This is a genomic window from Spiroplasma endosymbiont of Monopis laevigella, from assembly GCF_964019975.1.
GTDB lineage: Bacteria > Bacillota_I > Bacilli_A > Mycoplasmatales > VBWQ01 > Spiroplasma_E > Spiroplasma_E ixodetis_A.
The window spans coordinates 197,031-209,782 of the sequence record NZ_OZ026473.1 but is presented as its reverse complement, the minus strand read 5'-3'; the positions used below and the strand labels follow the sequence as shown (position 1 = coordinate 209,782).

Genomic DNA, 12,752 nt, shown 5'->3' with positions numbered 1-12,752 from the left:
TTTTATAGATTTAAAATTTGGATATAAGTTAACTATATAGTTTTTAAATAAAATGCATTATAATTATTTTATAGGATGGGTGAAAGATATGGATAAATCATTAGATAAACAATTTTTAATTACAAGTAATCTTATTGGTCAAAAAGAGTTAAAGAAATTAAAGGAAACTCCTTTACCTTCATTATTAGATTTAAATTTAACAAGAATTTATTTTACTAGTCTTGGTGATGGTTTTTCGCGAATATTTATTTTAATTATTCAAATTTTTTGAATTGGTTTGATTTTTTTTAATGGCATTGGTTTTGGTCAATTGGTTGCTAATCTTCCTGGTATACCATCAGCACCAGTTTTTCAAAGTGCAATATTAAAAGTAGTAGCAATGTTAGTTACTGTTTTATTTGCTTTTATAATTTTAATTATGATTTTACCCGTTTTTTTATCTAAAACTATTAGAGGTATTGGTTTAAGTTGTTTATTTTTTTTAATATTTGGTTCTATTGTTAATTTAATAATTATTGGTATTAGTTTTTTTATGTTTTCTTATAGTGACAGTCCTTATCGAATGACAGTATTGATTTTCGCGGTTATAGCACTCTTATTATGATGAATTGCTATTTTGCATTGATGATTAAATACTATTGAAAATAAAAAATATTTAATTAAAAGTATTATTAAAATGTATGAATTAAGTTTTAGATAATGGAAATTTAGGTGAATAATATATGGCTAAAAAGAAAGATAATGATGATTGAAGAAAACTAAATAATATTACTAAATACGTTACTGGTAAAGTAGAACCAGTAAAAGTAAAAAAAACTTTTCTGACAATAACTATTTCTTTAATTATGATAATTGGTTTAGCAATTAGTACTTTTTTTATTGCTCTTGCTATGCAGAGTGCTTTTAATATTGGTTATTTTAAACAAAATATTCCAGAAGAATCAATTGTTGTTGATATGAATGATGTTCCAATTGATAGTAGTAATAAAGATTTACGTTTGCCATTTTTTGAAGAAGAATCAAAAAAACAAGTTTTTGATTTATTAATAAAAGAATCTTGATGAGATAGTTTTTTTCCAACTAATATTACTAATTATGATTTCACTTTTTATAAACCTAATAGTAATGATGAATTAGATAAGAGTTTAATTAAAACTGATGGTGTTACTAAATTTGATTTAAAATTAAAGTTACAATCTTCATTTATTGAATTTAAAATACCAGTAATTGCATTAATTAAAAATACTGCTAAATTTTATGAAAAATTTATGATGTTTAATCAATTTGAAGGAAAATTTAGTAAACATATTTCAGGAAAATTTCCAAATGGTAGTGATTATTTGCAAGAACAATGAACACATGGTTATTTACCAACTAATTTTTATTATGCGGATAAAATTGATAATACTGTTGTTTATAAAACAATCGAAGATGAAATTAATAAATTTATTAATGATTATAAAGAAGAATTTGCTAGTGATACTCATCTTTATCCAATAATATCAACAATTCCTTTAGCAGATATTGATTTTAATGATGTAGCTACTATTGAACCATATTTCGAATTAGTTCATCATCCCGAATTAAATTATGTTGGTAATGCTGTGAATAGTTCCAAAGAATATGTTAATCTTTATTCATATTCTTCAAATTTTCCATTAAAACCTTTTTATATAACATATGTTTCTAATCCAAATGTTGTTTATGATTTCATTGATTTAAAACCAACAAGTATTGAAGAGGTTATTGATTATCTTAAAGTTAATCCTATTGATTTTGTTCCTTTTAGTATGGTACAAGAAGCAGTAGATAGTGATGAATCATTAATAAAATATAGTCCTCCACATGTATTATTGACTAGTGATAATAGTGGTAATCATTTTAAATATAAGGAATTGAGTTATTATTTTGGTTTTTCAAATTCAATAAATAATAGTATTGAAAATATTAATGTTAATGATTATGTTAATATTGGTGATCTAGAAACTTTTTTAGAAAATAAATATTGACAAGAAATGTATCAATTTGCAAAAAATAATTCTACTTTTTTCTTATTAGATTATCCTGATTCGACGGTTGATCCAAATATTAATTGAAATCTTGTTATTAAATCACTTGCTACTTTTAAAGGATATTTTGTTAAAGCTTTAAAGGTGCAAATTAATGAGTTAAGTGCTTTTAGTTTTTTAGATATTGATGGTAATAATTTATCATTAAAGGCAACTGATATTATTAATACTAATGATATTAAAAAAATTAGATTTCATATTGGAAAAGATTTGATAAGCAGTGACTATGTTCCCAAGCCCCATAGTTTTAATTTTACTTTTAAAGTAAAGTGAATTTAAATACTTAAAAATAAGTGTTGATTTTATGAAAATGGGTTAAATTTTGATAACTATAATTTAATATTCATACTACTTATATAAAATAGTTTTAATTATATAGGTTATTAATTGTAAAATTAATATAAATTTGTTATTATTCTTATGTATAAAAAATATAAATAATATAGTAGTTTTTAACCCATTGTTTGTTGAGATAAAAGCAAATGGGTTTTTATTTTGAAAGGAAAATTATAAATGATATTGCAAAAATATAAAAAATTAAAATTAGCAACCTTATTTTTATTTATTTTAACTATTTTAATTATGGTAATTGGTTTAATGTTAATTGGTTTTTCAAGTTTTGATAAAAGTTTTTTTGAAAATCTTAAATTATATAAAGAAAAAAGACTTATTATAGAAATAACACTAGAAATAACAAATGGATTTAGTTTATTAAATTATATGAGTGTAAATTATATTTTAAATCATTCTGCAGAAAATATATGTTCATCAGTAATTCATAATTATGATGGTTATTATGATTGAGTTCAGTTACAAATTGGAGTTATTTTTTGTATAATTTTAACTCCAATTTTTGGATTTTTTACTATTGCATTAACTTTTTTAATTATTGGTTTAAAAGTAAAAATAAAAAATAATAATTTTTGAGATGCAATCCAAAAATGTGAAATAATTAACAGTTATTATGTTCATTAGGTATTTTGTTTTTAAAATATATTAAGTATTATCTTTAGTGAATCACCAAAATATTTTATTTTATATATTGATTTATAATTTCTTATTTATTTAAAAAATATTTTTAATAATTATTTAATTTTGGATGGTCAAAGTTAAATAATTATTTTTTTGTTTTTTAATTTTGTCATATTATATCTTAAAAAAATAAATTTAAATTTGATAATATGTTTATTTAATAATTTTGTAAAATTAAACGCTTATAATTTTGATTTATATCAGATACTATTATTAAGTTTTAATACCTAAAATAAGTTATAATATAAATAAAAAATAAGGGGTGTTAGATATATGGAAGAAAAAAAAGATGACTTAAAAAATACTCCATTGTCAAATGTTGATAATAGTATTATCAAATCAAATAATGATAATCAATCATTTAAAGATATTGAAGAACAACGTTTTACTACTTATAATCCGTTATTAAGTGATAGTATTAAATTTAAAAGAATGTATTGAAGTTCAAAAATGGAAAATATTGCTCGTATTTTGTTACTTACAGTTTCATGTTTTCATTTAATTTTTTCTTATTTTTTAGCTAACAATTTGGTTAATCAAATTTTGAGTAATAAAGGTAGTAACATGAACCCAACTTATATAATTTATATATTTTTAATTATAACTCTGGGATTTAATTTTATATTTTATTTACCAGTAGCGATTGGTCGCACTGCTAGTGCTATGTTTGGATGATCAATTGTTTATATTATTTTAGCAATTGCTTATTTTATAGTTTTAGAAGTATTTTGTACAATTTTGTTAGTGGTTAATGGATTAGTAAATGAAACTGTTTCTGCAGAAGTTCCAATATTTATGATTATTGTTTTATTAATAACTGTTTTATGATTAATTGCTGCTTGTTTATTAATTGTTAAAAGTGATGATGTAAGAAGAGAATTAAGTGTCGAATAAATAATAAGTAAAGGAGAATATAATGAATACAGATAGTTTACTTTCTAAGCGAATTGAACAATTAATTAAAGTAATTAGCGCTGATGTTTATGAAAAAGAAACTGTTTTTAAACTTGCTATTTTGGCGTTATTATCAGGAGAATCAATATTTTTATTAGGATTACCAGGAATTGCTAAATCATTAATTTCACGACGAATTAAATATGCGCTTCATGATGGGCGAAATTTTGAATATTTAATGAATCGTTTTTCTACTCCAGAAGAAATTTTTGGACCAATCTCAATCAAAGATTTATTAAAAGGTAACTATGTAAGAATTATTGATCAATATTTACCTGCTGTTGATATTGCTTTTTTGGATGAAATTTGAAAAGCAGGCCCTTCAATTCAAAATACTTTACTAACTATTATTAATGAAAAAATCTTTCGTAATGGTGGTGTTGATATCAAAGTACCATTAAAACTATTAATTTCAGCTTCCAATGAGTTACCAGAAAGCGGTAAAGGTTTAGAAGCTTTATTTGATCGTTTTATTATTAGAATGATAGTTTATGGTTTAACTAATGAAGAAAATTTTAATGATATGCTAGAAAGTATTACTAGTTTAGAAGTAAAAGTTCCGCTTGAATTACAAATTAAAACATCTGAATATGAAAAGTGATTAAAAGAATTGGAAACTACTGTTACTTTAAGCAAAGAAACATTAAGTTTTATTTCTCGTTTTCGTAAAATTTTAACAGAAGCAACTAATGGTAAAGCTTACATTTCTGATCGAAGATGAAAAAAAATTGCAAAATTAATAAAAGCTTCAGCTTATTATAATGGCAGAACAACTACTGATAAGCCTGATTTATTGATTATTCCTTACTGTATTTGAGATAATGAAGTTCAAGAAAAAGAATATACAAAACTTTTCAATGAAGCATATTGTGAAGATTTAACTTACACATTAAAACAAAATCAGATTGAACTGGAAAGTGAGTTGGAAACATTAAGTAATAATGCCGAAAACATTAAAGATAGTCAAAATCAACCATCTATTTACTCCAATCCATTTTCTGAAGAAATTAAAGGTATATATTATCGTTTATTATGACATAGTGATGAATTTCCAATTTGTTTTATTAGTAGAAAGGATTTTCAGTTATTATTACGACGTAATAAAAAAAGTCATAATATTCAATTATTTTATGGTAAAAGTTTAAGTAAAATGGAAGGTAATCAGAAGTTTGAACTACAATTAAAGAATTCTAGTGAATTAATAAATATTACAAATAATTCTATAATTCAAGTTGAATTAACTAATACTGATAGTAAATCACAATTTGGAAATATTAATAGTCAAATTAAAGATTTAAAGCAACAAATTAATGAATTAAAAGTACATTTTGAACAAGAATATCATCGTTTAAGTAAAACCAATTCTATATTTTTTGATGAACAATTTAAATCACTATTAGAAATGGCATTTTTTGATAAAATTTCACAAATACCTGAGGCAGAAACCGAAAAGACTCTTTCATCAGAATCACTAACTGAAGATTCACCAATAACTATCCCAAATGTTAATGACACTAATAATAATTCTGATGTTAATTAAAATAGGTGATTAGTATGGAAGAATTAATTGAATCCCATGTTTCACAAATTTTAGAAACCAAATTAAAAAAAATGTCTTTATCAGAAACAAATTTAAGTAGTTTTGCTTGATTTAAAAGAAATTTTGCTTGATTAGCTCCGGAATTTGATCAACAAATTAGTCATTTTTATTTAAATGAAGTTTTAGAAAAAAGTAAAAATATTGTTATTAGTCCCATCATTAAAAGAGAATTACGATTATATTTCTGAGTTATGATTAATGGTATTGATAGATTAAAAAATAATTGACAAGAAATTTACACTAGGGCAAAAACTCTTGATTCACTAATGATTAATTATTTTCATTATTTTCAAGAAAAATTTAAGGATCGTAAACTTAATAGTAAATTAACTTTTGATAATTTTACAAGACATTGAGAAAGTTTAATTGTTCAAAGAATTGTAAATTATAAGTTATTTGAAACTATGCAAATGCGTCAAAAGTATTTAACAATGTGAAGTAATAATATTAAAATTATTAATGAAGTAAGGCATATTATTGGTTTTGCTTGAAATTTTTTTGGACGATTTTGAGAAGGAGATTTAAATGATTTTAAAAAAATTAATTTAAATACTATTATACAATATGGTGAAATTTTAAATAAGAATCCAGCTATTATTGAAATTGCTAGACTACTTGGTCGTTGAAAAGGAATTTCAGGTTTAACAGAAAAGCAGATTCATCAAAAAGTACAAATTGAATATGAATTAAAGCCATTAGGAAAATGGCCTAAAGAAATAGTAGGAATTACCGAGGGTAAAGATTTAGAACATTTATTACCATTAGAATTAGTTAATCTTGCTATTCCAGAGTTAAATGCCATTTTTTATAAAAAATTTGTTGAAGAAAAGTTAGCAATTACAGAGTTTGAATCAATGGATTTAGTTGCCACTGAACATCTTGTTGAAGAAGTTGTAGAAGTACCAATTCCCGAAAGTGAAGGCCCTTTTATCTTATGCATTGATACATCTAAATCAATGAGTCATAGTCCAGAAATTATTGCAAAATCAATTGCGCTGGCTATTAGTAAAATTGCTTTACAAGAAAAAAGACCGTGCTATATGATTAATTTTTCTGGTAAATTTGAAACTTATGACTTATCTAATTTAGTTTCATCAATTCCCAATCTAATTCATTTTTTAGGTCATAGTTTTAAAGGACATACTAATATTAATCCAGCTATTAGTCATGCTTTAACAATTATGCAATCTAAGACATATCATAATGCAGACTTATTGGTAGTTTCTGATTTTTTATCTGCTAATATTACTAAAAATAATATTAATTTAATGTTACAACTAAAAGCAAAAGCTAATCGTTTTCATGCTATTAATATTGCTTCTTCAACATTACCTAATAATTTTAAAAAATATTTTACTAATTATTGACATTATGATCCTCGTGATCCATTTGCTGCGCGAAAAATTGCATTAAATTTAGCTAAAACTAAAAAAATAAAATAATGCATTTCGTTTAAAAATAATTTTTATATAAAATATAAATATTATAAAAAATAAAAATAAACTAAAATATAAGTTTATTTTGTTATAATTCTTTTTGAATATAAATTAATGGAGGTAAGAATATGAAATTAAAAGTAGCAACCTCTTTTAGTGGTATTGGTTCATTTGAACAAGCGCTTAAAAAAATGGATATTGAACATGAAATATTATTTGCTTGTGATAATGATAAATATGTTAAAGAAACATACTTTGCAAATTATAAAATAAATGATAATCAATGATATGATGATGTATATAATATTGATGGTAGTAAGTTTAAAAATAAAGTTGATATATTTGTAGGTGGTTCTCCATGTCAAAGTTTTAGTTCGATTGGTTTTCAAAAAGGGTTGGAAGATACTAGAGGTTTATTAATTTTTGAATTTATTAGACTTGTAAATGAAATAAAACCCAAAGTTTTTATTTTTGAAAATGTTAAAGGTGGAATGGCAACCCTTTTTAGGACTATTTTTTGGTAGACATTTGTTTTTGATAACTAACTGGAGTTAGGTAGTTTAGAGTACTGTGAATTCTTATGTTGTTATATCAATTGATGTAATCAAATAATTCTAATTTTAATTGGATTAATGATGGAAAATTTTTATCATTAATAAATTCAATTTTGAAAGTTTTAAAAGTTGCTTCAGCAACAGCATTGTCATAAGGACATCCTTTTTTGCTTAAAGATCGAGTTATGTTGAAAGCTAATAAAAGTTTATCAATAGTTTTATTATTGAATTCATTACCGCGATCAGTATGAAATATTTCAATATCTTTTAAACAGTGATTTGATTGCATAAATGCTTGATATACTAATGATGCATCTTTTTTAACTCCAACACTATGTCCAATAATTTCGCGGTTAAATAGGTCGATTAATAGGCAAATATAGTTTCATTTACCATTAACTTGAACATAAGTTAAATCACTAACAATAACTTCATTTTTAATTCTATTATTAAAGTTTCTATTAACAAGATTGGTTATTTGACTATCATTGACTTTATTATGATAATTTTTGAATGATAATTTAGTGTATTTTGATATTAAATTATGCTTATTCATAATTTCTTTAATTTTTCTGCGTGATAAATAAATTTCTTGGTTTGCTAGTATGACTTTTAATCTTCTAGTACCATAAACTTCTTTATTTTCTTTAAAAGCACTAATAACAGCTTGTTCATAAATATTATTTTGAATTTTATTTTTTTTCTTTAAATTAAAATAATATGTTGATTTAGAGAGTTTTAAAAAATGACACATTGTGCGAATTTTATATTTAGATTTATTATTTGCAATAATCTCTACTTTCTGCCTATTATTAGTGCTGCTTGCTTTAAAATATCAATTTCCATTCGTAACTGTTTTAATTCTTTATTTGCTTGAATTAATTGTTTTTCTAAATCTGAAAGATTATCTTTAGTTTTAAAACTACCTGAATTAGTAAATTGCTTAATTCAATTGTAAGTAGCTGCTCTTGTAACATTGTATTCTTTAACAAGGCAAGATACTGATTTGCCACTTTGATATAAAGCTACTATTTGTTTTTTAAATTCATCTGAATATGAGTTAATAGTGACCATAATTATAATTCCTTTCTTTTAACTAATTTGTTCACTTGTCTATGTAATTAGTGTCCAATAAAGTGTAACCCATCCAGTCATTAATTGTTGTTCATTTTTATCATTAGTAAAAATCATATAATCATCAAGAACGATTTCACATAATACACCTTTTACATATAAACTATTTCCATTTAAACGTAATTGTTGTGCTAACTGATTATCGGTAATTAAACCTTTATTATCTGCTAAATAAACTAAACTATCATAAAGACCATTAGTAATAAAAAATTTACTATTTGCAATGTTTCTAAATTGAAACAAAGTATTTCAAGCAGATAACATTGATTTTAAATAGCCTACTGGTGTTGTATCTTCAATATCGATTTTAGTAGCAAATTTTGCAATTGCTTGTGTATCATCAATTGCCAATTTATCTGCTAAATCATTTGCAACTTCATATTGCATACTATCTAATAAATTTTGTCCATTATTTGCTTTTAAATCTACATCTGCAATAATTTCTCCTGCAAGATATTTTTTAGTTATTTTTTTACTAATTTTATCTGTATCAACATATGGTAATTCATATCTTTTACTTTTATCATCTCAAGCAATAATTTTTACTTCTGGTTTTTTTGGTTTTTTAACAATAAACTCAATATTTACTGAGTCAACAATTTCAGTAGGGAAAAAGTTTGCCCATGGACTATTTGAAATTTTAAAAAACTCTATAAATTCTGGCGCTTCTACTAATCTCTCTGTATTGTCTAAATTTTGATTAAATGGTACTGACATTTTATTTCTTCCTTTCGTTTATAAATAATTTTTCTTTTTATAATTAATTAAAAAATTTTCTTTATCATTTGTTTTATTATTAATAATTATTTGTTTATTGCCACCTGTATTAATTGTTTCTTTAAATACTGGTTGTTCTTTAATCATTTTTTTAATAGTTTCTTCAATTTTTGAATTTTCTAAATTATGAGTTTTAAATTTTAAATAATCATAAAATTCAGTTTTAACTTGATATTTTTTAAATATATTAATTATTTCTTTTTCTTTAATTTCTTGATTAAGTTTATTTAACTTATTTTCTGCTTCATTAACTTTATTTTCTATTTCTTGTTGAGCATTATTTTCAGTTAAAGGTTCAGTTGTTTGTTGAACATTATCTTCATTTTCTAACATTTAACATTCTCCTAATCTTATCCCAATAATCAATCTTTAACTAATTGTGGCATTTCACTTATTAATTTTTTATAATCATTAACTGCATTTTCTAATGCGTTAATATCAGTAAATTTAAAACAATTATCAATATGTAATTCAAAATCCCTATCAATTCTGATATCTTGTTTTCTATATTTTTCATTAAATTCAATTTTTGTCATATTATTTTTCTCCTTTATTAATTTTTTCGTTTAATTTTGCTAATTTTTTTTGATGTTTTATAATTTTGTTATTTGCTCTAACATGTTTTGGAGTTGTGATAAATCTTTTTAATAAAACAATAATTTCTCTGCAAATTAATGTTCCAACACTTGTTCCAATAATTATTAATTCATGTAAAAATTCTTTCATTTGAATATTTTCCTTTCAACTATTTATTTTTAATTTTTAATTATTCATCAAATTGACCACCATTAATTCTTTCAATCATTGATTGTGAATTACTTATAATTTCTACTAATACAGATATTTCTTTATTGAATTCTTCTATTTTTTCTTTATATATTTTTATTTCCTGATTATAATATTCAAGTAATTTTTCTTTATTCATAAATTATTCACCTCCTTTATAAACTCATGTGATTATAATCTCAATTTAATGAAGCATTATCGTGATTTAATACTACTTCGCTCATATTATCACTACCGTATTGACTAGTTGTTTCACTATTAATTGTGAATCTATTATCATTTACTAATCTTGCAGTTTCATCATTAAATGATGTTTCTTGCATTTCTTCATTATGATGTGTAGTTTCCATAGGTAATAAATTATGGATTATTTCACTTCCACCAGCAACAATAGTAGGAATTGCATAAGCATTATTAAAATCATTATTTATACCCATTGCTACACCACTTGATATTAAACATCCACCAGTAGCCATATTACAAATCTTTCTTATTGCTTCAAATCTTATTAGGTATTAACTCAGTTAATCCACTAATAAGATTTGAAATACCATAAGCATTTAAACTAATATATGTATCTCAATCCATTAATGACTGATGTTCTTGTTTTGGAAATGGTGATAATATTTCAATTTCATCTTTATTTTCAAACAAAGTAGGTAATATTATCATTATTCAAATTCTCCATTTTCTATTTTTTTAATCAGTTCTTCACGTATTATTAAATTCGTTGCAATAATTGTTTGTTTTTCTCAATTATCAGTTTCCATAAATAAAGTTTTTAAATATTTAATTAATTTTTCTTTATTCATAATTTAACCTTTCTTTCCTAACTCTTTTATTTTGTTTTTGTTTACATAAGTTATTACATTTATGAGCAAAAACTCTACCATAACCACATTTATTATTCTTTTTAATTTTTATTATCATTATAAAATTCATTACTTTCTAAATATTCTAATATATTTGCATAAGTATCTGCTTTTGATTGAAATCATTTGTCTTCAACTTGATTAAAATTATTATAAAATTCAGATAAAAAAGATACTAATTTTTCTTTATTAATACAATTTTCATGTAATAATTTATCTTCTTTAATACTTTCAATTTTACCTATTTCATTAAATACTCATTGTTCTAACTCTTCTTTATTCATTATTATTTCTCCTTAGTTTTAATTTGATTAGAAATTTCACTTAATATTTTTAATACTTTATATTCATTTTTTAATTCTTTAATAATAAATATTAAAAATATTATTAGTGTTATGCTTGTTATTAATATTGGTACTATTAATAAAATTTTTCATAATATCATTTTTTACTCTTTTCATTTTTTAAATCATTTAACATTAATTGAACAAAATGCACGATTTTTAGCAATATTTAAAGTATTAAAAATTTGACCAGTTACTATAATTTCATCGTTTTTGTTTAATAAAATACAGCGTCTATAAAATTTTGGGTTGTTAAAAATTAAAGTAACATAGTTTAATCCATTTCATTGACCTCTAACACTATAATATAATTCTTTATTACCTTTTTCGTAATATTTTGCTTCAATAGTATTACTTAGTTTTACTGTTAATTTGACATAATTTGCTTTATCTTTCATGTTTATAATTTCCTTAAATAATTATCAAAAATTAATATTTTTTTATGATTTTTTAAATAATATTGAATATGCTTATAAGCATCTTGTTCATGTTTTGTTAATTTTATATTTCCTTTATAATTTGTTATTTTATTTTTATTTTTTGGTTGGTTTTCTAGATAATCTCAGTTGAAAACATCTTGAACTAATACCATTAATGCACCAATGATTTTAGGCGTTGATAATGGATTAGTTAGTAATTGTTTTGAATTTAAAAAGAAATTTTCTACAATAACTAATATTTTTTTATCAATAAATTTTTCTTTAATTAATTGAAATTTTTCTTTATACATATTTTTAGTTCATAAAACAGTTAATGTATTGAATGTTTCATTAAAAACAATATTATTAGTTTCATTTGAATATATAACAATTCCATTATTACCAATTCCAGCGGGGTCAATTCCAATAATTAAATCATATTGCATTAATTAAGTTAACCTCTAATAACTGTTTTAATAATTTCTAAATCACAATTACATCAACAATATTTACATTCTTCAATAAATTCTTTATGACCACAAACTAAATTATCTTTTTTTAAATCATCAATCAGTTTAATTAGTCCTATTTTAAATTCAATATCATCACTGTCTGGTATGCAAATCGTTCCTCTTTTAGTTAAATATTCTTTATCCATATTTATACCTCCTACTTAACCTAATATTTAAAATACAATCATAACAAATCGCTTTACTATTTTTATCTCTTAAAAAATATTTTCTTGTTTTTATATCATTAGTATTAAAGAATAAAT

The 12,752-nt window shown here is 22.5% G+C and carries 21 protein-coding genes; 7 read left to right on the top strand and 14 right to left on the bottom strand.

Going from position 1 to position 12,752, the window contains the following annotated elements; genetic code table 4:
• Window positions 1–88 precede the first annotated feature (88 nt).
• The 7 genes from AACK94_RS01270 to AACK94_RS01240 all read left to right on the top strand — a co-directional run bounded on the left by AACK94_RS01270 (window position 89) and on the right by AACK94_RS01240 (window position 7,615).
• Window positions 89–700 (top strand): hypothetical protein, encoded by a 612-nt coding sequence (locus AACK94_RS01270; protein ID WP_338975881.1) that lies wholly within the window; start codon window positions 89–91, stop codon window positions 698–700.
• Between the two features lie 22 nt (window positions 701–722).
• Window positions 723–2,348, top strand: a complete 1,626-nt coding sequence (locus tag AACK94_RS01265; RefSeq protein ID WP_338975880.1) for a hypothetical protein — start codon at window positions 723–725, stop codon at window positions 2,346–2,348.
• 234 nt (window positions 2,349–2,582) lie between these two features.
• Window positions 2,583–3,044 (top strand): hypothetical protein, encoded by a 462-nt coding sequence (locus tag AACK94_RS01260; protein WP_281749117.1) that lies wholly within the window; start codon window positions 2,583–2,585, stop codon window positions 3,042–3,044.
• A 330-nt stretch (window positions 3,045–3,374) separates the two neighbouring features.
• On the top strand, window positions 3,375–3,995 hold the full coding sequence (locus AACK94_RS01255; protein WP_281749118.1) for a hypothetical protein: 621 nt from the start codon (window positions 3,375–3,377) through the stop codon (window positions 3,993–3,995).
• Window positions 3,996–4,017: 22 nt separating this feature from the next.
• On the top strand, window positions 4,018–5,595 hold the full coding sequence (locus AACK94_RS01250) for an AAA family ATPase (protein WP_338975879.1): 1,578 nt from the start codon (window positions 4,018–4,020) through the stop codon (window positions 5,593–5,595).
• Between the two features lie 14 nt (window positions 5,596–5,609).
• On the top strand, window positions 5,610–7,097 hold the full coding sequence (locus tag AACK94_RS01245) for a VWA domain-containing protein (protein ID WP_338975878.1): 1,488 nt from the start codon (window positions 5,610–5,612) through the stop codon (window positions 7,095–7,097).
• A gap of 122 nt (window positions 7,098–7,219) precedes the next feature.
• On the top strand, window positions 7,220–7,615 hold the full coding sequence (locus tag AACK94_RS01240; protein WP_338975877.1) for a DNA (cytosine-5-)-methyltransferase: 396 nt from the start codon (window positions 7,220–7,222) through the stop codon (window positions 7,613–7,615).
• On the opposite strand, the gene AACK94_RS01235 is transcribed toward AACK94_RS01240, so the two are convergent.
• The 14 genes from AACK94_RS01235 to AACK94_RS01170 form a co-directional block, all read right to left on the bottom strand.
• Window positions 7,602–8,719, bottom strand: a protein-coding gene (locus AACK94_RS01235; protein WP_338975876.1) for an IS3 family transposase whose coding sequence is annotated in 2 segments (ribosomal slippage) — window positions 7,602–8,449 and window positions 8,449–8,719 — 1,119 coding nt in all. Because the reading frame shifts where the segments join, the coding sequence is not laid out codon by codon here. The genes AACK94_RS01240 and AACK94_RS01235 overlap by 14 nt on opposite strands.
• Window positions 8,720–8,758: 39 nt before the next feature.
• Window positions 8,759–9,496 (bottom strand): hypothetical protein, encoded by a 738-nt coding sequence (locus tag AACK94_RS01230; RefSeq protein ID WP_338975875.1) that lies wholly within the window; start codon window positions 9,494–9,496, stop codon window positions 8,759–8,761.
• An 18-nt stretch (window positions 9,497–9,514) separates the two neighbouring features.
• The gene (locus AACK94_RS01225) at window positions 9,515–9,889 is read right to left on the bottom strand and encodes a hypothetical protein (RefSeq protein ID WP_338975874.1); all 375 of its coding nucleotides are present in this window, start codon (window positions 9,887–9,889) and stop codon (window positions 9,515–9,517) included.
• A gap of 17 nt (window positions 9,890–9,906) precedes the next feature.
• Complete coding sequence (locus AACK94_RS01220) at window positions 9,907–10,092, bottom strand: hypothetical protein (protein ID WP_338975873.1); 186 nt, start codon at window positions 10,090–10,092, stop codon at window positions 9,907–9,909.
• A 1-nt stretch (window position 10,093) separates the two neighbouring features.
• Window positions 10,094–10,282 (bottom strand): hypothetical protein, encoded by a 189-nt coding sequence (locus tag AACK94_RS01215; RefSeq protein ID WP_174481134.1) that lies wholly within the window; start codon window positions 10,280–10,282, stop codon window positions 10,094–10,096.
• 40 nt (window positions 10,283–10,322) lie between these two features.
• Window positions 10,323–10,481: a hypothetical protein gene (locus tag AACK94_RS01210; protein ID WP_338975872.1), complete on the bottom strand. Its 159-nt coding sequence runs from the start codon at window positions 10,479–10,481 to the stop codon at window positions 10,323–10,325.
• 16 nt (window positions 10,482–10,497) lie between these two features.
• Window positions 10,498–10,818 carry a hypothetical protein gene (locus AACK94_RS01205; RefSeq protein WP_338975871.1) on the bottom strand — a complete coding sequence of 107 codons (321 nt, stop codon included), beginning with the start codon at window positions 10,816–10,818 and terminating at the stop codon, window positions 10,498–10,500.
• A 1-nt stretch (window position 10,819) separates the two neighbouring features.
• Window positions 10,820–11,014, bottom strand: a complete 195-nt coding sequence (locus AACK94_RS01200) for a hypothetical protein (RefSeq protein ID WP_338975870.1) — start codon at window positions 11,012–11,014, stop codon at window positions 10,820–10,822.
• Window positions 11,014–11,154, bottom strand: coding sequence for a hypothetical protein (locus AACK94_RS01195; RefSeq protein ID WP_281749441.1), 141 nt, complete (start codon window positions 11,152–11,154; stop codon window positions 11,014–11,016). The genes AACK94_RS01200 and AACK94_RS01195 overlap by 1 nt, the downstream gene beginning before the upstream one ends.
• Before the next feature lie 101 nt (window positions 11,155–11,255).
• A complete protein-coding gene (locus AACK94_RS01190) occupies window positions 11,256–11,498 on the bottom strand; it encodes a hypothetical protein (RefSeq protein WP_338975868.1) in 243 nt (80 codons plus the stop codon).
• A gap of 2 nt (window positions 11,499–11,500) precedes the next feature.
• A complete protein-coding gene (locus tag AACK94_RS01185) occupies window positions 11,501–11,659 on the bottom strand; it encodes a hypothetical protein (protein ID WP_338975867.1) in 159 nt (52 codons plus the stop codon).
• Between the two features lie 3 nt (window positions 11,660–11,662).
• Window positions 11,663–11,956: a hypothetical protein gene (locus AACK94_RS01180; RefSeq protein WP_281748670.1), complete on the bottom strand. Its 294-nt coding sequence runs from the start codon at window positions 11,954–11,956 to the stop codon at window positions 11,663–11,665.
• 2 nt (window positions 11,957–11,958) lie between these two features.
• The gene (locus AACK94_RS01175) at window positions 11,959–12,423 is read right to left on the bottom strand and encodes a hypothetical protein (protein ID WP_281748671.1); all 465 of its coding nucleotides are present in this window, start codon (window positions 12,421–12,423) and stop codon (window positions 11,959–11,961) included.
• 8 nt (window positions 12,424–12,431) lie between these two features.
• Complete coding sequence (locus AACK94_RS01170; protein WP_281748672.1) at window positions 12,432–12,635, bottom strand: hypothetical protein; 204 nt, start codon at window positions 12,633–12,635, stop codon at window positions 12,432–12,434.
• Window positions 12,636–12,752: the final 117 nt, after the last annotated feature.